Source organism: Oscillatoria sp. HE19RPO (genome assembly GCF_024220515.1).
Lineage (GTDB): Bacteria > Cyanobacteriota > Cyanobacteriia > Cyanobacteriales > Laspinemataceae > Laspinema.
Genome location: NZ_JAMXOT010000332.1, coordinates 1 through 19,631, shown reverse-complemented (window position 1 = coordinate 19,631; position 19,631 = coordinate 1). Strand labels below are relative to the sequence as shown.

At 46.4% G+C, this 19,631-nt stretch carries 17 protein-coding genes; all 17 read right to left on the bottom strand.

Annotation, left to right across the window (positions count from 1 at the left end):
- Window positions 1-323: 323 nt before the first annotated feature.
- Window positions 324-1,220: a cistern family PEP-CTERM protein gene (locus NG833_RS25630; RefSeq protein ID WP_254568107.1), complete on the bottom strand. Its 897-nt coding sequence runs from the start codon at window positions 1,218-1,220 to the stop codon at window positions 324-326.
- A gap of 386 nt (window positions 1,221-1,606) precedes the next feature.
- Window positions 1,607-3,130: a GTPase HflX gene (hflX, locus tag NG833_RS25625; protein WP_375293957.1), complete on the bottom strand. Its 1,524-nt coding sequence runs from the start codon at window positions 3,128-3,130 to the stop codon at window positions 1,607-1,609.
- Between the two features lie 535 nt (window positions 3,131-3,665).
- Entirely contained in the window at window positions 3,666-4,352 is a 687-nt protein-coding gene (locus NG833_RS25620; protein WP_254568106.1) for a hypothetical protein, read from the bottom strand.
- On the bottom strand, window positions 4,349-5,548 hold the full coding sequence (locus NG833_RS25615; protein ID WP_254568105.1) for an AAA family ATPase: 1,200 nt from the start codon (window positions 5,546-5,548) through the stop codon (window positions 4,349-4,351). Before NG833_RS25615 ends, NG833_RS25620 begins: the two co-directional genes overlap by 4 nt.
- A gap of 129 nt (window positions 5,549-5,677) precedes the next feature.
- On the bottom strand, window positions 5,678-6,331 hold the full coding sequence (locus NG833_RS25610) for a Uma2 family endonuclease (protein ID WP_254568104.1): 654 nt from the start codon (window positions 6,329-6,331) through the stop codon (window positions 5,678-5,680).
- A 34-nt stretch (window positions 6,332-6,365) separates the two neighbouring features.
- Window positions 6,366-6,929: a Uma2 family endonuclease gene (locus tag NG833_RS25605; protein WP_254568103.1), complete on the bottom strand. Its 564-nt coding sequence runs from the start codon at window positions 6,927-6,929 to the stop codon at window positions 6,366-6,368.
- Window positions 6,930-6,982: 53 nt separating this feature from the next.
- Window positions 6,983-7,546 carry a Uma2 family endonuclease gene (locus NG833_RS25600; RefSeq protein WP_254568102.1) on the bottom strand — a complete coding sequence of 188 codons (564 nt, stop codon included), beginning with the start codon at window positions 7,544-7,546 and terminating at the stop codon, window positions 6,983-6,985.
- Window positions 7,547-7,734: 188 nt separating this feature from the next.
- A complete protein-coding gene (locus tag NG833_RS25595; protein ID WP_254568101.1) occupies window positions 7,735-8,970 on the bottom strand; it encodes an LL-diaminopimelate aminotransferase in 1,236 nt (411 codons plus the stop codon).
- Between the two features lie 151 nt (window positions 8,971-9,121).
- Window positions 9,122-9,961 carry a class I SAM-dependent methyltransferase gene (locus NG833_RS25590; protein ID WP_254568100.1) on the bottom strand — a complete coding sequence of 280 codons (840 nt, stop codon included), beginning with the start codon at window positions 9,959-9,961 and terminating at the stop codon, window positions 9,122-9,124.
- 120 nt (window positions 9,962-10,081) lie between these two features.
- Window positions 10,082-10,921 carry a dienelactone hydrolase family protein gene (locus tag NG833_RS25585; RefSeq protein ID WP_254568099.1) on the bottom strand — a complete coding sequence of 280 codons (840 nt, stop codon included), beginning with the start codon at window positions 10,919-10,921 and terminating at the stop codon, window positions 10,082-10,084.
- 164 nt (window positions 10,922-11,085) lie between these two features.
- Window positions 11,086-11,874: a hypothetical protein gene (locus tag NG833_RS25580; protein ID WP_254568098.1), complete on the bottom strand. Its 789-nt coding sequence runs from the start codon at window positions 11,872-11,874 to the stop codon at window positions 11,086-11,088.
- 9 nt (window positions 11,875-11,883) lie between these two features.
- Entirely contained in the window at window positions 11,884-12,846 is a 963-nt protein-coding gene (locus NG833_RS25575) for a hypothetical protein (RefSeq protein ID WP_254568097.1), read from the bottom strand.
- 370 nt (window positions 12,847-13,216) lie between these two features.
- Window positions 13,217-13,705 carry an ATP-binding protein gene (locus tag NG833_RS25570; protein ID WP_254568096.1) on the bottom strand — a complete coding sequence of 163 codons (489 nt, stop codon included), beginning with the start codon at window positions 13,703-13,705 and terminating at the stop codon, window positions 13,217-13,219.
- A 198-nt stretch (window positions 13,706-13,903) separates the two neighbouring features.
- Window positions 13,904-16,105 (bottom strand): hypothetical protein, encoded by a 2,202-nt coding sequence (locus tag NG833_RS25565; RefSeq protein WP_254568095.1) that lies wholly within the window; start codon window positions 16,103-16,105, stop codon window positions 13,904-13,906.
- A 236-nt stretch (window positions 16,106-16,341) separates the two neighbouring features.
- Window positions 16,342-17,649 carry a carboxyl-terminal processing protease CtpC gene (ctpC, locus tag NG833_RS25560; protein ID WP_254568094.1) on the bottom strand — a complete coding sequence of 436 codons (1,308 nt, stop codon included), beginning with the start codon at window positions 17,647-17,649 and terminating at the stop codon, window positions 16,342-16,344.
- Window positions 17,650-17,954: 305 nt separating this feature from the next.
- Window positions 17,955-18,086, bottom strand: coding sequence for a hypothetical protein (locus NG833_RS30615; RefSeq protein ID WP_256556156.1), 132 nt, complete (start codon window positions 18,084-18,086; stop codon window positions 17,955-17,957).
- A 17-nt stretch (window positions 18,087-18,103) separates the two neighbouring features.
- Window positions 18,104-19,330 carry a (E)-4-hydroxy-3-methylbut-2-enyl-diphosphate synthase gene (gene ispG / locus NG833_RS25555; protein ID WP_254568093.1) on the bottom strand — a complete coding sequence of 409 codons (1,227 nt, stop codon included), beginning with the start codon at window positions 19,328-19,330 and terminating at the stop codon, window positions 18,104-18,106.
- Between the last annotated feature and the right edge of the window lie 301 nt (window positions 19,331-19,631).

Genomic DNA, 19,631 nt, shown 5'->3' with positions numbered 1-19,631 from the left:
GTTCCAACAAATAAATCATCCAAATCCCGATGGTTAAGCACCTAACAAGACTGTATGACGCCGCGCAGGCGGGCTTTGTCCGTGTAGCCCCAGGCTTCAGCCTGCGGGTTTTTTGGGGATTTTATTTTTTGGAGTTCCCTAATAACTACGAAGCGATTCAAATAAAAATTAATTACAATTAACCGACTGGGCAGATTTAGACAAAAAACTCCCCACGACAAGGGGGAGCGCGAAAGCACCCAGTTTGAAATTTATAGAGCTTCAAACAGCTCCCCTTATTCACAATTAATGTATTCCTTCACTTGTTCTCACGATTCTAGGGTTTAACCTTCAGTTTGAATCAGAGGTTGCGGCTTTTTTTTTCCGTATTTAAGGGCGCAAGCTCCGATCAGGAACAGCGCCATAGTCGCTGTCGGTTCCGGAACCTGTCTTGGAGTTTCTGGGGGAATGCCGATATCAATCGTACCCCGACCCGTGCCGCTGTCCCCTGCAAAGGTTTGTCCGTTAATGCTTTGGTAGCGAACCCCGAAGTTGTTCAGCGCAAAGCTTTTGACGTCACCAGAGAAGGCTAGAGTGGCCTTGAAGTTTCCTTCATCACCAGTGATGACGCCACCACTGCCTCCGCCTTGGCAATTATTCCCATCGGTAAAGCAAACATCAATGTCACCAAACTGATTGGGAAAGGCTCCAGAGCGGTCCTTGCTAAATAGTCCCGTAACTCGGGTGTTGCCGTCACGGTTCGTATTGCCAACGCCAACGAGGCTCAAGGTTGAGCCTAGACTGGTCCCATTAAAATTTAAAACATTGAACCCCAAAGCCGAACTGCGAGAGGTAATGCCATTGCTGGACGTGTTCGTGAGTTTTACATCAAACAGCGCCTCAGTTTTGTTCCCAACTGTTTTAAAGCCCTCAAATTTAAACAGAGCCTCGGATGAGAGTCCAGAAACGTCTTTTTCATTTACGTTTCCGTTAAAGTTAATGGTGAACTCTTTGCCACGATCGCTCTCAGAAATACCAACAGCGGTATCCCCATCGAAGAAAGAAAACGCTGAGGCAGATGCGGCGACAGTCAAGGAGTAAACCCCTACGGAGCCAATGACTGATAGTCCTAAAGTAAGTGGTTTGAGTAATCTAAACATATCTTTTTCCTGAATCCTACCAGCATAATGGGTGAAATCGAACCGATGGTTGCACTCTTGCTTGGCTGTTTTAGTCAGCATATTTATGCCACCCTATTAGGCAATTGCACTAAGCGACGGAATTAGTTAATTCCTTGACCCCTTTATAAGAGGAGGCCAAACTCCCATTTTGCGGAGCGCTCGCCGGTACTCCCTTCAACTCTATCCATACAGACCCCAGTCTGTCCATAGTTTTCTCCTCGCTTTGTAAAATCTTTATATAAATAGACTTAATGGTAGAATTTCCAGAGAGTTTGCCTCGGCAGCAATACAAAGTTTTGATAAAGTACGAGATTTTACGGATCAACAAGTCCTCAATGAATTAATTGCGGACTTGTTGACTAAGAGTGTTGAACCTATTCTTCCCTCATGGGACAGGGAATGTCGTCAGCAAAATCGCGTAACTTGGGCAAAGCGGAATAAAGAGATTACTGAGGGGCAACTGCATAATCGATGAGTTGAGCCAGTCGTTGGCGCAGGGTCTCCAGTCCAAAACGCTGGCTGGCACTGATAAAGACAGCCAGGGGAAACTCTTCCTTGGCGATCGCCAAGGTATCCCCATCCACCGCATCAATCTTATTAAAAGCAACCAGGGCCGGTCCTGGAGTCACCGGCATTTCCCCCAAAATCTTCATCACCGAGCGAATCTGACTTTGCCATGCGCAATGGGATAAATCCACAACGTGCAGCAAAGCATCCGCTTCCGTGACTTCTTCTAAAGTGGCGCGGAAGGCATCCAACAAGGAGGGGGGCAGTTCGTGAATAAATCCTACGGTATCGGTGACAACGATAGTCTGGGTATTGCCGATGACCGTGGGAATCACTAACCGGCGGGTGGTGGGGTCCAAGGTGGCAAATAGTTGATCTGCCGTATAAATTTCCGCATTGGTCAAGGCATTGAGTAGGGTAGATTTACCGGCATTGGTGTAACCAACGATCGCCACGGAAGGGACATCTTGATGTTGGCGACGCATCCGCATCCGCGATCGATGGGCCTGCAATTCGTTCACTTCCTGTTGCAAACGGGCAATTCGCCGTTGAATGGCGCGGCGTTCGGTTTCCAATTTGGTTTCTCCAGGGCCTCGGGTGCCAATTCCCCCCCCTAAGCGGGACATGGCTTGACCGCGACCCGTGAGGCGCGGCAACATATATTCCAGTTGGGCTAATTCGACTTGGAGTTTACCGGCCCCAGATTGGGCGCGTTGGGCGAAGATATCCAGAATGACTTCGGTGCGATCGACCACCCGGACGCCAATTTGGACTTCCAGATTGCGGACTTGCGCCGGAGACAGTTCGCGATCGAAGACAATCAGATTGCTGCCGAGGGTTTGTGCAGTGAGGGCGATTTCTTCCACCTTCCCCTTTCCAACCACGGTTTGGGGATGGAGACGGGGACGTTTCTGGCGCATGGTTTGCAGGACGGTTCCCCCGGCAGTATCCACTAAACGGGCGAGTTCGGTGAGTCCATCTTCAAATTGCTCATCTTTGAGATTATTGGTCATCACGCCGACTAATAGGGCGCGATCGTGGTCTGCATCCACATCCCGGGCGATAAATTCGCGCTGGAACTCCGCTTCTAGGCCCTCGACGAGTTCTAGGAAGTCTTGTAGGGAGAGAGCATCCAGACTCATGGGGGGGGAAACGGTCCAGGAGGCGATCGGCCCATTCTCCTCACCCTCTTCCAGTCCCGTTTGGGGAATCAAATGTGCTAAATAGGACTGGCTCACATAACCCGTGGCCCCACCCCCACGACGTTCAAACCCCTCCCCGGTTAAATTCAAGACGACTAACGCATCCAAGCGTTGAATCGCCATTGCTGTTAGAGAAGACTCACTCGGACCCTCCCCTTTCAACTGAGTCGTAAGACAGCGAATCCCACTCAGACGCCCCTCCCCATAGCGGGGTAATTCCATTGCCGGGATTTGGGTTTGACGCGGTGAACCCACCCCCACCCGGATCACCTGACCCCGACGGTTGATGTAAACACAAACTGAATCTTTAATTTCGGTACTAATCGCCGCCAGACGCTGGGCAAATTCCGAGGTGGTAATCGCATCCACGGGGAGTTTTTGGTGGTACAGGCGGTTAAGTTGCTTAAGCTGACTGGATTTGAGTCCTTGTAGCTGTCCGTATATCGTTTCGATAGGCGTATTGACCAGGAGACTGGCCCTCCGAACTCTTTATCTCTTTATTTTATCGTGAGTTAAAGGGATGTCAGGGAGTTTAGCTGGGTTAAAGGGCGCTGGATGATTGAAGGGGGGAAGGAGGCATTGGGATGGAAAGAAAGGCGAGGCGATGGTCAAACATCCGGGGGGGTTACTGCTAATTCCGCCCAATCGCTATTCTAGCTTTCCCTCAATCCATCGGTTCACATCAAAGGTCTGGTAATTCTGATACCTCGATATTCACCCTTGATGAGGTAGAGGTTAGAAGCATATCCTAACCGGATAGGGGTGATTTAGCTCGACTTCACTCAATTAAACACCCCTACAATTGACTTCGGATAAATTCACAAAAATCTATAAACTTTTTGAGACTTATTAAATGATTCTGTCTGTTGATCCGCTTCATTAATTCTATCAAATAATAGTCTCGTTGAGCATCCCGAGGATGTTTTTTACTATAAGAGCTATTTTTAGCTTTAAATATTTCTTTTAAATAAGTTTCGTGAAATTCCGCGTGATTGTAACTCTCGTTATAATGACCCATCAGTTCTGGGTCCTGAATTGAGGCATCATAATAATTAACATAGTCAGATAAGGGAGGCTGAATATTTTTTTGCCGAGAGTCAAACATTTTCCGGTTACCTAGAAACCAAGTTTCAATACAACGATTTTGAATAATCGGAATTAATTTTATAGGGCCTAATTCAATCTGGGAGTTTTTAATAAAATCGTCGATTTCTTGTTTCTTACTTTCCACTGTATCTTCTTCAGCATCCAGACAGACAACCAAATATTGATACTGACCCGTTTCTTTAATTCGGTTGATGGCATCTGGAATATATTCGTGAATAATAGAAGGGTAGCCATGAGCGCTGATTAAAAAATAGTTAAGGTCCTGAGCGTCGTCATAAAATTTAACTCTCTGAAATTCAGGGAGCAGATATTGTAACCAAGCCCCATATACTTTTTTTTCTGTACTTCTCCCTTCCAATAAAAAATAAATATTCATTCTCCATCCCCTTCTAATTCAGGGTAGTCTTCCAATATATTGATTAAATCAATAAAGGCTTTCTCCCTGGATTTAGAAATACCCAATTCCTGGGGGTCTTTTACCTGAACTACTCCCCCTTGTCGAGTGACTATTTTCCAATGCTTGGTACTAATATTGTTAATAATATAAGGATGATGGCTAGTCAGAATAAATTGTAAATCTTTATTTTCCTTAACTATTTCGGTCATGCTCTCAAGACAATTAGCTCCCAGACTGTTCTCGAATTCATCAATTAATATCACGCTACCTTTCGGGGACAAGTAAAGTTCGCTGATGTACATCAGGGTCTTTAACATTCCCGACGATATATTAGATTGGGTAATCCAGTTATTTACTCCTTTTTCTTTAATATGAACAACTGTAGATTCTTTAAAAAATTCAGCTAAAAAAACTGGAATAGCCATATCCTCCAAGTTTAATGGTTCAATCTTAATATCTTCTATGATTGAAAATATTTGAATGAATCTCTGTTTAATTAATTGGAAAACGTCGAGACTATTTTGATAGACTAGAGAAAGTTTGATCGGAAGCGGAAGTTCACTTTTTTGTATTTCCGATAAAGAAGAGTTTTTATATTTGTTTAATAAAGAAACCGATACAGTAGAAATTTGTTGTTGTACATATTTTAAGTAGGCATCAGCTAAAATAATTTTATTAATTTCTTCAGTTGCTGGACCAATATCTTCTTCTAGTTTAAGCAAGTGTAGTGCGCTCTTATTGGGCGACAACTTGGGAGTAGAAGTTCCCTTAAAGATAATGTCTTCTCCTTTTCGGTTAATAATAATTTCCTGATTTTTATAAAGCTTTTCATTTATTATTTGAAATTCTAGATTTAAGTCCTGTTCACTTCTAATAAATGACTTTTGTGTTTCAAACTCTCCTTGCCAGCGATAAATTGTACCATTTTCGGTGCTAAAGGTAGTATTCCATTTTACTCCATTTAAAGAAGCGCCATTAACAATTTTTTTTAAATTAAAAATAGACCGAATAATCTGTGTTTTCCCTGCACCGGATATACCAACAAGTAAAGTCGGGTTTGTGGTGAATTCAACCGGGTTTAATTTCCATTCATAGTCCTGATTGTGATACTCTAGATTTTGAAGTTTCATGTTTTTATCGAAAATTAATTGATTTGTTATTAAAGATTCATTCATCAAAATTACATTAATTTATTAAATGTGTAAACCCTTTGCAACAAATCTTAACTTTGAAATTCAAGGGGCTAGAGATATAAGGTAACTTGTTTTAACCAAGAGATTCTCTTACTGACGGAGGGTTATCCTTCAACTCCCCTCTTCAGCGATCGCCGCTTCAAATTCGGCCAATGCCTGAGATGTCCCCACTTGCCAAGCGTGTTCGACTACCCTGGGAATAATTTGCGCGATCGCCTGTTCCGGAAAAAGAGGACTATTCTCAGCCGTGACATACTCTCCCTCTTGTAACAAATAAATGGTTAGCTTGGACTGATTATACACCCAAACTTCTGGGCATTCAATCGCTTTATAGGCTTCGATGGTGGTTTTAGAAGTGACATCGGTTTCTATTGCCAAATCCGGCGGTGGGTCATCGGGTTCCAGGCGGCGACGGCCAATCATCCGTTGACAGTTCTGGATATAAAAACTAGCATCCGGTTCAATTCCTGCCATTCCTTCTCGTTTAAAGGTGGTCGATCTGAAAGGCTGATATTTTATGCCTTTACCTTTTAGCAAAGTTTTGACAATATCAGAAATCAAATCACTAGGGATTTCATGTTCAGGTAAGGGAACCATAATTTGTAAAGTGTTATGACTGTAGGCAATGCGGGAAGCTCTTTTTTCTCCCAATTCTTCTAATAAAATCTCAAATTCCTGCCAACTGATGTTGGAAATAGTAACAGTGCTGCCTGGTTCTAGCTTTATTTCACTAACGGGTTTAACAATGCTGGCGATCGGGATCATAATAAAAAATGGTAAGTTGTTATCGGATTCCCATCTATTCTAACAGCCAGCCAAATATCTCTGCTACCGTTAGCCGCAACTCGCTGGCAAAGCCAGGGACAGGAATTTGCTGTTCAGGTTCATCAAAAAATTTTGTTTTTTGGTCAGGATAGTACACAAAAATAGTCTGTTCGGTGGGGTCAATCAGCCAACCCATTTGAGTCCCATGTTCAAGAGCGTGTAGAATTTTTTTTGTTACTTTTGTAACTCGTTGTTCGGGAGAGAGTATTTCTATCATCCAATCGGGGGAGTCATTAAACACATTGGCTACTCTGCCATTTTCTGTCCGGGGGATTCTCTCCCAAGTAAAGATGGCGATATCTGGCACAATGGTTCGTCCATCAAAGATACAGCGCAGTTCGGGGAAAGCTCGGGCTATTTTTTGCGGCTTAACAACGGCAGTAATTGCGATAATTAGTTCCGCTTGAATTGTGCTATGTTCTCCTTGTGGCATTGGCTTTTGAATGATTTCGCATTCAATATATTCACTGGCGGGTTTGGTTTCAGGGAGTTTGAGAAACTCTTCTAAGGTTAAAGATTTAGATGGGGTTTGGACCATGTTGGGGGACCTCCTAAATTATAAAATGATAAAATTTTTCATAAAATTACAATTTATTCTAACAGCCAGCCAAATATCTCTGCCACCGTTAACCGCAACTCGCTGGCAAAGGCAGGAACAAGAATTTCCTGGTCAGGTTCGTCAAATACTTCGGTTTGTTGCTGAGGCTGATACACAAAAATAGTCTTTTCTTGAGGGTCAATTAACCAACCCATTTGAGTCTCATTTTTGAGAGATTGCAGATTTTTTTTTGTAACTTTGGTTTGACTCTGTTCCGGCGATAAAATCTCTATAAGCCAGTCTGGTGCTGATGGAAAAATATTAGCAATTTCGCCATTTTCGTCCCGGGGAATTCTTTCCCAGACAAAGACGGATACATCGGGGACAATGGATTGTCCAGCAAAACTGCATCTCAGTTCAGAAAAAGCTCGGGCAATTTTAGGACCTCTGAGAGTGGCATTGACGGTAGCTGCCAATTCAGTTTGAATTGAACTATGTTTTCCTTTCGGCATTGGCTTTTGAATGATGTCGCCTTCAATATATTCACTAGCGGGTTTGGTTTCAGGGAGTTGGAGAAATTCTGCTAAGGTTAAAGATTTGGATGGGGTTTGGACCATGTTTGGGAACCTCCAAAATGAGTGGGTTTGGGTGGGCGATCGCCTCTCTCAACTTCCCCTTATTATAGCGCTCAATCCTATAGCGCATTCCGTTTCCCCAAAAGAAACCGGGTTTCTGAGTCCGATTAAGATTCTCTCCCTAATCGTTGTTCAGAAACCCGGTTTCTAACTTTAACTGTAAACTCAGACTAGACTTTCAAATTTTCGGTAATCCGTTGCATCGCTTCCTCCACATTTTCTCGGCTATTAAAGGCAGAAATGCGGAAGTATCCTTCCCCGGCAGCACCAAATCCAGAACCCGGAGTTCCGACTACATTCACCACTTGCAGCAATTTATCAAAGAAATCCCAACTGGATAATCCATTGGGGGTTTTCACCCAGACGTAAGGTGCATTCACGCCACCGTAAACTGACAATCCAGCAGCGGTTAATTTCTCGCGGATAATTGTGGCATTTTCTAAATAGAAACTGACCAATTCTTTGACTTGTGCTTGTCCTTCGTCGGAATACACCGCTTCTGCACCTCGTTGGACGATGTAAGAAACACCATTAAATTTGGTGGATTGGCGGCGATTCCAGAGTTTCCAAACTTCGACATCAGACCCATCGGAGGCTTTTGCCATTAAGGTTTTGGGAACTACGGTTAAGGCGCAACGAGTGCCGGTAAATCCCGCATTTTTGGAGAAAGAACGAAACTCGATCGCACAGTCTTTTGCTCCTTCTATTTCATAGATGGAATGAGGCAAATTGGGGTCGGTGATGAAGGCTTCATACGCTGCATCAAAGAAGATAATCGACCCATTGGCTTTGGCATAGTCTACCCATTTTTTCAAGTAGTCTTTAGTAGCCGTTGCACCCGTGGGATTATTGGGGAAACAGAGGTAAATTAAATCAACTTTCTCCGTGGGAAGTTCAGCGGTGAAATTATTTTCCGCACTAATGGGGAGATAGACTAATCCCTCATATTCTCCTTTATCATTGACGGGTCCGGTATGTCCTGCCATGACGTTTGTATCGACATACACGGGATAAACCGGGTCAGTAACGGCGATTTTGTTAGTTTTCCCGAAAATGTCGAGAATGTTGCCGGTATCGCACTTAGAACCATCGGAGATGAAGATTTCTGAGGCATCGATCGCGCATCCTCGGGATTGGAAGTCGTGGGTAGCAATTTTTTCGCGCAACCAGGCATACCCTTGTTCGGGTCCATACCCTTTAAATAGACTGCGATCGCCCATGTCTTCCACCGCTTTTACCATTGCTTTGCGGCAAGCTTCGGGTAGGGGTTCTGTGACATCGCCGATCCCCAGTTTGATGATTTTGGCGTCCGGATTCGCCTCGGCAAAGGCATTCACCCGACGCGCAATTTCGGGAAACAGGTAACCCGCTTTGAGTTTGAGGTAGTTGTCGTTAATCGTTGCCATCGTCAATCATTAAAAACATCGTATTACAGTTTACTGCCAATGGTGGCATCCCGGATAGAGGTTGGAGTTGCTATTTCTGGTAAGAACAATCTCAAGTCTGCGGATGCCATTGTCCAACCAATGCGGGACGATGGGGTTCTCGAATTGATTTTTATCTGCCGATGGGTTTGCGTCCTATCATATAATATAAGGTCAAATCGTTCCAGATGCCTTGCGGGGTGACTAAGGTTTCTAATTCCGTCAAATATTGTGCTTTCGCCGCGTTTAATTGGGCGAAATTCAGATGTTGGACAAAATTCATCTGAGTCAGAGGGTTATTTAAAATCATCTCCCATAAATTTTGAGCCGACTCAAAGTTAACATAATCTCCAAATTGCTCCTCGGTGACTTGGATTTGTTCAAACCCGGAGGTTTGCAGGAGGTGTCGGCATTTTTCAGGGGTTGCGGTTTCTTCGGACCAACTGGGCAAATTTAACCCGTAGTTTTCAGCAATTTTTATTAAGAGTTTGCTGGCAATCGAAGCGGTTTCAGCAATTCCAGTTAGGGCGATGATGCCACCGGGTTTTAAAGAATTATGCCACCGGCGCAAGTTGGTGGGAATATTGGGAATGTAGGGAATGCCGCAACAGCACAAAATCCGGTCAAAGCGGTTGTCGGGAAAGTCGAGGGTTTCGATATCTCCTTGTTTGAGTTCGATATTGGTTAAACCCGCAGCAGTGATTTTGGACTGCGATCGCCTTAACATTCCCTCGGACAAATCAACTCCCACTACTGACCCGCGATTTCCCACAATTTGGGCTGCTTCAATGGCGACTAAACCCGTTCCCGTGGCGATGTCTAAGATATGTTGTCCCGGGTGAATATCAGCGCATTGGATGAGTTGTTGGGCAACAAGGGGATGAAAATCACCTTCTTGGTCATAATTGGTCCGGCGATTAAAGTAATCTGCAATTTGTTGTTTATAGTTATTATGAATTTGAGAATTATTCATGATTTTTATTATTTTATAACAAGGGTTTTTAGGGTAGTCAAAAGATAAAATATTCTAGGAGAGATCCCCCCAACCCACCTTAAGAAGGGGGGCTTTTGGGAGAATTAAATCAGCTTTTTTTTAGGCAACGCCGTACTGTTCAAACCAAGTGAGAAGGCGATTCCAGGCATCTGCTGCTGCTTCTGGACGGTAGGTGGGGCGGTAGTCGGCATAGAATCCGTGGGGAGTGTCGGGATAGAGGATGATTTCGGAGTTGCTGTTGCCGGAGGCGAGGCGATCGCGCATTTGTTCGACGGTATCATTGGGAATTAAGTCATCGTCACCGCCGTATAATCCGAGGATGGGGACGGTTAATTCCTCGGCAATATCGATGGGATATTGGGGAGTTAGGGGGGTGGATTCACCGACTAATCGCCCATACCAGGCGACTCCTGCGGTGACTTGGGGGTTATGGGCGCTATACAACCAGACAATTCGTCCTCCCCAGCAAAATCCGGTGATGCCAAGCTTGTCGATGTTGCCGTTACTGCTGTTTTGCGCCCAAGCAACAGTCGCATCCAGATCCGACATCACTTGTTCATCGGGTACTTTAGATACCACTTCTGAGATGATTTGCTGGATGTCTTCCATTTGGGAGACATCCCCTTGTCTAGCAAACATTTCTGGGGCGATCGCCAGATAACCCTGTTTGGCAAATCTGCGGCAGACATCCTGGATATGTTCATGAACCCCGAAAATTTCCTGGATGACTAAGATTACGGGAAAGTTTTCCCCGGTGGCAGGCATGGCGCGATAGGCGGGGATTTCTCCATCAGCAACGGGGATGGCAACTTCACCGGCAACTAATCCTTCGCTGTCGGTGGTGATAACTTGTTGGGCGAAAATTGGATGGGCGGCAAGGGCAAATCCAGCGGTGATCGCACTCACTTTGATGAATTGTCGGCGCGTTAACGGTTTCATCGGCAATGGCTCCTATTTGTTTCAGGAATGATTCGGTCTAATTGTAATCCATAATCTTTCCCATCCTAATATCCATTTTTTGGGGAGTGCGAGCATCTTGCTCGATATTGTCACACTATTGTCAATAGCGCGCCAGATGCTCGCACTCCTCAAATTTGGGTTATTTAAAACCACAAAAATCCTAAAAATAACATTCCAATTGCCACAATTCCTGCCACTAATGTTGCCGTTTCATTGAACTTTTTTTCCGGCTGAAATGCTTCCCCCGGAGAACTGGGGGCATCTTGTCTTTCCCGAACAGGGGTCCAATCTTCCTCCTCTACACTTTTGGATAAACCCCGCCAGACTCCTGCCTGAATTAAGGCATCTTTGCTTTTAATTCCGGTGACGACAACCAGGGGACCTTTTCGTTGAGGTAACCCATACTGTTCGAGTTGAGTGGCGAGGGTTTCTTTGGTGCGATCGCAATTTTTGCCGAGTTTATCGGTAGAATGTTCTTCTCGTTCTCGGTCGGATTTTTGGGGATGACTGCTGAGGGTTGCACTCGCCGATAATCCTTTTAAAAGTTCCCAATTAACGGTAAATCCATCCGGTCCTCCCACGGGAATTGCCTGGTCAATTTCCGCATCTAATCCGTCTTGTTTTTCCTCTAAAAATGTCCGTAAGGCGCGGACAGCGATGGCCCGTAACTGTTGTTCATGGGCGGCGGAATCTTCGGCAACCCAGGCGATGGAATTGCGAATGGTGCGATCGCGAAAATCGGTCCGTCCCCTCGCCTCTAACCCCGTAACGAGCAATAGCAACCGCCCACTATATCGCCCCAAGACGAGAGAGGGGGATTCGGTTTGAATACAGTCAGAAACCCGATTTAAGGTGAGAATCGAAGGGGTTTCGGGTAGCCAACAGTAGCCCTCTTCCTGAGCAAATCCTCGACTTTTTACATAAATTTCCATGACATCCTCTTATCCAATATTGAGCCAATTTTGACCTTGTAATACTGCAAAAGCCCCCGTATTTTTACAGCCCTTGGCAAATTCCCGGACTGCATCTTTGAGGTGATTATCCAATCCTAACCAATCTCGGATAAAATTAAACAATCCTAAATTGCGTCGGTCCAAATGGAGTCTCAGCAAAAACCGTAATAAATAGCGTAAAGGCTGTTCGCTATCTTGGGGATTATATTGAGCATCATGACTGGTTTTTCTAAAAATAAATAAGGGTTTCCCATCCAGGATTTCAATGCGAGAAAAGACCACGGTTCCTACGGTTTGAACGGGGGTCACAATCACGACGACTTTGGAGAGTAAGGATTCCGATCGCAATAAATCTAATAACCTTGCATATCCCAATTGCACCTGCCTGACTAATTCCGCGCTGCTTTTCTCATCTTGTAAGTATTTTTCGCAGCGTACTGGGGCAAAAATTACCAAGCGAGGAGACTCTAATTCACGATAGACTCGTTGAAATAAATTGGCAATTTGTTGGGGTTTATTCACCGCATCATGCCATTGGCCGTTTTTTTCCATTAAGGCAGGGGTATCAATGGCGATCGCCACCGCTGCTGATTCCCGAACAAATGTCTCCACTCGTTCCTTTTCTTCCCGGGAACTTTTGGCGGCGAGATATTCTCCGGGATAATCTTGAAAGTGCAGCGTTAACGAGGGAATTGCGCTTTTTCTTCCCAATTCAAAGATAAAAGATTTATGCTCTTCCGTACTCTGCATCCATCCTTTTGTTTCAAAACTATCCGGCAGAGTTTTCAGTTCAGCTAATCGTTCTTGTAGCAATGCTGCACTTTCTAAATCGGGGGTCAGTTGCAAATTGGTTTGTCCAATACTGCGTTCAAATTGCTCATACATGGCAGTCAAAAGGCTGGTTTTACCCACGCCACTGGGTCCCAGCATGGTAACTTTTAATTCCTGCATTACTTTCTTAGTTTTAGGGTTGACTTGATTGTTTTTTCAGTTAATTTTATGCCCGCCAAATTAAAGGCAATTGTCCTTTAATTTTTACAGACTCTCTAATAATCCGGCGATCAAATCGCTATAATTTTCCTTCATGGGCAATGCTTCATCAATTTTAATTCGCCGTCGGGTGGCAACAACTTCTTGCCCTATAATCGGATTATACCCGATTTTGGAGTAATTTTCCCAAAATAACCCCGTCCCGCGACGCTGCCATAGGGGTAATTCATTAAAGTTTATCCCATAACGAGTGGCATCGGCTTGTTGTCACCGAAAGTAATCTACCACCTGGGATGGATTCTGGAAATATTCCAGTTGCCTCATTTTGCGGTCAAATTGATTCGGGTCCAAGGGTTTCCTCCTGGGTCCAAGGATGAATTTCAAAGGTTCCTGGATTCTCTCCTATTTTGACCTGAAATAACTGATGAAATCCTTCGGAGTAGTCCGGGGGAACTAATTTATTGCGAGTCATATAGAGGGCGTAGTCCGGGACTCGGGCTTTTCCTTCTCGTTGTTGATTGCGGGTGAGGCAATCGGCAATTTGGGATTCAAAATAATAGCCGATAATCATTGCCTGATAGTCTTGTCCGATTTCAATAATCCCTTGCCGATCGCCCCGGGTAGGATTGGTATTATCCACCACTAAAGAGGTTCCAGATTTCAGATGTTCTGCGATTAAAAAGGCTTGTCTGCGGGCCGGTCTTTTATTGTTTCGCATCAAATCTTTACTCACCAAAGCATGGGTTTCTGCGAAATGCGTTCGATAAAAGGTACTTTTCCCCGCCCCCTGTAAGCCGATAAATATTACCAATTCCGTCATAAATTATCGTTTGTTTAATTGCCCACATTTTTTAAATAGGACAAGGTAAAATAAAGGTTTAAATTAGATTTTTAACCCAATTTCCGACAAGTAATAACCCTACCCAATCGGGTATAAATAGTGATTTTTATAGAGTAGCCTGCGGAGGCAGGCTTCGTCCGTATAGCCCCACCCTTGAGGGTGCGGGCTAAAGCATTTTCAACTATTTCCGGGCAGAAATTGCATCAATTCTAATTGATTTCCCGCTTCTACCGTATCCACCGCAGTCAACCATTCTCGACGGAGGCGATCGCGACTGCCTAAACGGTCAAATTCATCTTGCCACACCTCGGACCGAACTTGTTCTAAAAAGATTTGCCACTCGGTTTTCACCCCTTCCACGCGCAACACGCGATCCACAAATTCCTCCACGATCGCAAACGCCGCCTGATTCGGTTCAATTAACAAATCTTCCAGGGCGGTTTCACAATTATAAACTGCTTCGGCATGAAGGGTTTTCAGATTGCTTAAAACTTCAGATGCCGAAATCCCTTGCTGGGACAATTTCAATCCCGTCTTATCCGGATTCAACCCATCCAACTGCTGACGAATCCGATGTTGAATCAGTCCGCGATAGGATAAATTAAATTCATCTAAAATTCTAAACCCCAATTTGAGTTTCTGTAAATCTTCCGGTAACAGTTCCGCCATGACGCCTAAAAATTCACTACCGCGAACCGGGGTGAGGTTTCCTAACCGTCCCTGTTCTATCAGCACATCGGCGACTCGGGACTTGACTCGCTCGATCGCCTGCTTCAATCCATCATCTAAGGTCAAAAAATGTTGGGATAAATGGGCGCGAATTTCGTTCAAATATTGATAGTACGCATTGGGATAACCTCCCACGCGATCGCGCCTGGATTCTATCTCTTCCAGGGTCGGAATCCCCGGGTCCTGGCGACAATTGGCAATCGCAATCTGGACTTGCTTCTTAAACTCCAAATCTTCCGCTTCGCGCTGCTGAGATAACCCCCGCAAAAATCCCTCTAACCCACTGGTCAAGTTATTCCAGAGGCCATCAAATAGCCGCAGAAATAGGGGAAATTCGCTCTCGCGTTGGACCGCTTGGCCCAGGGATTGCCTTGCCTTAACCAGTTCGGCAGCGAGGCGATCGCGCAGGTGCAAGAGTCGGTCTTGACAGGCTGCTGCATACTGTCGGTCCAGTTCGGTGATTTTAGCCATCAAATACTCCAAAACCCCCTCTAAAATCTGCTGATTCACCGCCATAGAATCAGCGCAATTCACTGTTAGGGTTTTGACCACTTCCAGATGTTTTTCGGCCATTGTTTCGGCTAAATCTTGGCAATTTTTAGCATTATCTCCATTGCCCGAACCCGCGCTAGTTTGGTTGAGAATCATCATCGACCAAAGGGCGATGGGTAGTTCGGTTAAGGCTGCCGCAGCGGTGTCGTACAGCTTGACATCAACATCAGCCCAATAATCCCCCGAAGATTTAGGCATTCTCACAAACAACACAAAATCCACCTCATGACCGAGGGTTTCAATCAGCCTCACTTCATCGCCAATGCCGGTATCCCCTAATCCGGGCATATCCACTAAGGCAATATTGCCCACATCCCCATTGGGAAACGTGCAGACAATTTTAACTTGACGCACCGCCAGATAGTTGAAAAAGACGCGCTGACCATCGGCGGTATCTTGTGCGACATATTCGCGAATTTCCCCTTGAGCAATCCGGCGCGGGGAGGGTTGGTGGAGGAGAGAGCGATATTGGTCCAGGTGGGTGTGATATCGCCGGAGATGTTCGTATTTTGCCCCGGTTTGTGCGCCGTAGAGGTCCCGAGGCAGGGGCGCAAGAGACTGCTGGGCAAAGTCATCCAGGGACTGGGGGGCGGGACCTAACTGGAGTTGGTCGTAATAGGGGGCGATCGCCTCCTCTAAAAACGATCGCTCACTATGAAAGAACACTTCCCCATGAGTTTCCAGGGTGGGATTGTGGTAAATGGTACTCAGAACGCCGGTACAATGTTGGCGATCGCCATCGGGAATTTCCGAGGCCGTCAGTCCGGTTAAACTTTGTAATAGGCGACTTTTCCCTTGTCTAGCGCGTCCAACCACGCCGATATTCAGGGTATTGCGGGAAAACCGCGCTTTCAGTTTCGCCGTTGCCTCTAATTCCCGGGCAATCTCCACCTGAATTTTCCAAAAATCCACGTCTTGGAGATGTCCGACGATCGCCCGATCCTCCACGGAATCCAGGAGGCGACTGCGGTGGTCCTGTAAGGTTTGAAGGGCCGCCGTGAGGGACCTCAAATTGTCCTCAACCCGACTCATTTGTTCGGCTAAAGGGCGACGTTTTTCGACAATCTGAGCAATTTGTGCGGTTCTGTGATTATTCATAATGGGCAATATAATTATTCGTTTCCGTCCCCTCTCTTGAGGCTGTCGGCGAAGGATGCAACGCCAGTCAAGACTTGAAAAGACTGCTTTGAGGGATACCAGAAAAAAATAAGACCCTTTCATCTTACGGGATGGGGGTCTTATTGAACCATTCTCAATCGTTTTAATTTCAGGGAAACCCGTAAAAACCAGGCAAGTTTTGAGACGGATCGCCCTTACGAATTAACCGATTTGAGTTAGTTGGCGGGGATACGTCTAGCCCGGGCGGTAGCAATTTCTTGGCGGAGAACTTCCATCGCTTTCGTGTATTGAGGGTCTTGGGTGGAACCAATTAAGGTGCGATCGCCCCGTAAGAGTTTTTGTTGGTCCTCGGTGAGTTCGATCGCCACATCCGGAGTAATCCCTTCATGGTTGATATCCGTACCATTGGGGGTGAGATACTTGGCGATCGTCACCGCCAGTCCGGATCCATCTCCCAACCCACGGACCGACTGCACTAAACCCTTGCCAAAAGTTTGGGTTCCCACGAGGACCGCCCGCTCATTGTCTCGCAGGGCCCCAGAGAGAATTTCACTGGCACTGGCGGAACCCCCATCCACTAACACCACTAACGGTTTATTCGTCAGGGCCCGTCCATTAGCCGACTGACGGTCCATTTCGCCGACGCGGTTTACCGTAGAGACAATGCTGCCCGAATCGAGCCACATCCGAGCGATTTCAATGCTGGCATGGAGTAGACCCCCGGGGTTGGACCGCAGATCCAGAATATAGCCGGAGACATTTTGGCCTTCGAGTTCCTCGATGGCGTCGCGCATTTCTTCAGCAGCGATCGCATTAAAATTTGTCAGACGGATGTACCCAACCCCACCCATCGGGCTTTCCTGATAGCTGTAGCGGACCGGATGGAGTTCGATGCGTTCGCGCCGAATCGTATAATCTTTAGTCTCCTTCGTCCCGCGTTCTTCGTCGAGTACCCGTTCGATAGTTAGGGTCACCTCAGTGCCAACGGGACCGCGAATCAGGGACACCGCGTCATTAATATCCATCCCTTCCGTACTTTGTCCGTCAATCTGGAGGATGGCGTCTCTAGCTTGAATTCCCATCGAGAAAGCCGGTGTATCCTCAATGGGCGAAATCACGATCAGTTGCTTCGTCTCTTCATCCTGGGAGATTTGAATCCCGACCCCTGTCAGTTCTCCCGAGGTATCAATCTGCATATTCTTGAACTCTTCTGGATTCATAAACCGGGTGTAGGGGTCCCCCAGTTGTTCCAGCATTTCTTGAATCGCAGTGTAAGCTTCCTCCTTATTGGTATAAGGACGGTTCAGATAATCTTGACGAACCGTTTCCCAATCCACTTGGTTAAACGTGGCATCCACATAATTGCGGTTAATAATTTGCCAAACTTCGTCTACCAGTTCTTTGGGGCTCTCTTGAAAAAATGCTTGACTTTGGGACAGATGAAGTCCCGCCCCCGTGACCGTAACAGCAGTTAAGGCCACTGCTGTTGCACCTACTATAAGTCCGCGTTTTGTAATCACCATAAATATTCAATCAGGAAGGAAAAACTACGATTAAGGACGACCCCGGTTGACTCTTCTATCTTTCGACAAAAAAGGTAGTACGATGAAAGCAATCGAGAGGCAAGCGATGGGGGTGATGAAGGGAAAGCACAGGGTTGATATTTAGGGATAGATGACGAACCCGATGAGAAAGCGCCTGCCCTGATTGGATCTCCTTTTTGAGTAAGCCGGGGACAGCTCAAATCAGGAATAGACGATGGTCAGGATTCTATGGATAAGGTTTGTCCCTAGCCCTACGATAACACAGGCTTTGCTGAGGTAACAGACTAGCCTGATTCTGTTAAAGGCGCAGTCAAGGGGCGATCGCAGACCAGATTAGCCCGAGGAGTAGGGTGGGCAATGCCCACCTTCATATCGGTGGGCATTGCCCACCCTACAATACTAAAGAGTTCGTTCAATCCCGTCCTCTGCATCCCTAGGGATCAACCCATCGCCCATCAGCTTGAATCAACTTAATTAACTCCTCAACCCCTTGGGATTCCGGGACCTTTTTAATCTCATCCCGACCCCGATAGAGGGAAATATATCCGGGTTGCTTACCCACATACCCATAATCCGCATCAGCCATTTCTCCGGGTCCATTGACAATGCAACCCATTACAGCAATATCGAGTCCCGTCAGGTGTTTAGTTGCTTCGCGGACCTGATGGAGGACCTCTTCTAAATTAAAGAGGGTGCGACCACAAGAGGGACAGGCCACATATTCCACCATCGTCTTTCGCAGACCCAGGGCTTGTAAGATACTGTAACAAACCGGAATTTCTTTTTCCGGGGCTTCCGTCAGGGAAACTCGAATGGTGTCGCCAATCCCTTCCGCTAATAAGGTGCCGATGCCTGCGGTGGATTTAATCCGACCATATTCTCCATCGCCTGCTTCGGTGACCCCGAGGTGCAGGGGATAATCCATGCCTAATTGATCCATCCGCTGGGCCATCAAGCGATAGGCCGCCAGCATCACCGGAACTCGGGATGCTTTCATGGAAATGACCAGGTTGCGGAAGTCTAAGGATTCACAAATTCTAATAAATTCCAGGGCGGATTCCACCATCCCTTCGGGAGTATCCCCATAACTAAACAGCATCCGTTCAGCGAGGGACCCGTGATTGACCCCAATTCGCATAGATTTACCTTGATCTCGTAGAGAAATGACCAAAGGTTCGAGAGTTTCCCGGATTTTTTCCCCAATTTCTGCAAATTCCGTGGGAGTGTATTCGGTGCGGTTGGGGTTGGGTTTTTCAAAGACGTACAGTCCGGGATTGATTCTGACCTTATCCACGTGCTTGGCGACTTCTAGGGCAATTTTCATGCCGTTGTGATGGACATCGGCCACCAAGGGAACGATTTGATAGGTCCGCGCCAGTCTTTGCTTAATTTCCGCCAGAGCTTTGGCATGGGCCATACTGGGGACGGTGACGCGGACAATTTCGCAGCCGATTTCATGGAGACGACGGATTCCGGCCACGGACCCCTCAATATCTAGGGTGTCTTCGTTAATCATGGACTGGACTACCACGGGATTACCGCCTCCGATGGTAATGTTGCCCACAGGAACCGGGCGAGTTTTGCGACGGTGGATGGTGGTGTCCGTCAGGGCGGTATTGGGAGTGGGTTGGGGGGTGGTTGGGTTCGGGAGTGTTTGCATGATGGGCGATCGCAATCCGATAGTTGCTGTGCAGGGTTGTTGATTGGGTTAAAACCCAGGCGATCGCATTTACGGCTTCTGAGTTGGGGGCTCGTACCCCTTCTCGATCAGCCAATGGACGCACCGGGGTCTTCTAGTCTGGGTTATGTTTTTCAGGTTGCCATAAATTGGGTCAATTTGGCTCAAAATCCTGAGAGAAAACTTCCCTGAGTTCCCTCAAAGGGGATTTACCACCCCGTCCCTTCGGGACACCCCTCCAAGGGAGGGGAATTTTGGGGCTGATTCCCCTCCCTTGGAGGGG

What these genes read in the sequence shown, in the direction of transcription:
- NG833_RS25580 (WP_254568098.1), bottom strand. Translation starts at nt 11,874, where the DNA reads ATGGAAATTTATGTAAAAAGTCGAGGATTTGCTCAGGAAGAGGGCTAC.
- NG833_RS25570 (WP_254568096.1), bottom strand. Translation starts at nt 13,705, where the DNA reads ATGACGGAATTGGTAATATTTATCGGCTTACAGGGGGCGGGGAAAAGT.
- NG833_RS25585 (WP_254568099.1), bottom strand. Translation starts at nt 10,921, where the DNA reads ATGAAACCGTTAACGCGCCGACAATTCATCAAAGTGAGTGCGATCACC.
- NG833_RS25605 (WP_254568103.1), bottom strand. Translation starts at nt 6,929, where the DNA reads ATGGTCCAAACCCCATCTAAATCTTTAACCTTAGAAGAGTTTCTCAAA.
- NG833_RS25590 (WP_254568100.1), bottom strand. Translation starts at nt 9,961, where the DNA reads ATGAATAATTCTCAAATTCATAATAACTATAAACAACAAATTGCAGAT.
- NG833_RS25620 (WP_254568106.1), bottom strand. Translation starts at nt 4,352, where the DNA reads ATGAATATTTATTTTTTATTGGAAGGGAGAAGTACAGAAAAAAAAGTA.
- NG833_RS25600 (WP_254568102.1), bottom strand. Translation starts at nt 7,546, where the DNA reads ATGGTCCAAACCCCATCCAAATCTTTAACCTTAGCAGAATTTCTCCAA.
- ctpC (WP_254568094.1), bottom strand. Translation starts at nt 17,649, where the DNA reads ATGGTGATTACAAAACGCGGACTTATAGTAGGTGCAACAGCAGTGGCC.
- NG833_RS25615 (WP_254568105.1), bottom strand. Translation starts at nt 5,548, where the DNA reads ATGAATGAATCTTTAATAACAAATCAATTAATTTTCGATAAAAACATG.
- NG833_RS25595 (WP_254568101.1), bottom strand. Translation starts at nt 8,970, where the DNA reads ATGGCAACGATTAACGACAACTACCTCAAACTCAAAGCGGGTTACCTG.
- ispG (WP_254568093.1), bottom strand. Translation starts at nt 19,330, where the DNA reads ATGCAAACACTCCCGAACCCAACCACCCCCCAACCCACTCCCAATACC.
- NG833_RS25565 (WP_254568095.1), bottom strand. Translation starts at nt 16,105, where the DNA reads ATGAATAATCACAGAACCGCACAAATTGCTCAGATTGTCGAAAAACGT.
- NG833_RS25575 (WP_254568097.1), bottom strand. Translation starts at nt 12,846, where the DNA reads ATGCAGGAATTAAAAGTTACCATGCTGGGACCCAGTGGCGTGGGTAAA.
- NG833_RS25630 (WP_254568107.1), bottom strand. Translation starts at nt 1,220, where the DNA reads ATGCTGACTAAAACAGCCAAGCAAGAGTGCAACCATCGGTTCGATTTC.
- NG833_RS25610 (WP_254568104.1), bottom strand. Translation starts at nt 6,331, where the DNA reads ATGATCCCGATCGCCAGCATTGTTAAACCCGTTAGTGAAATAAAGCTA.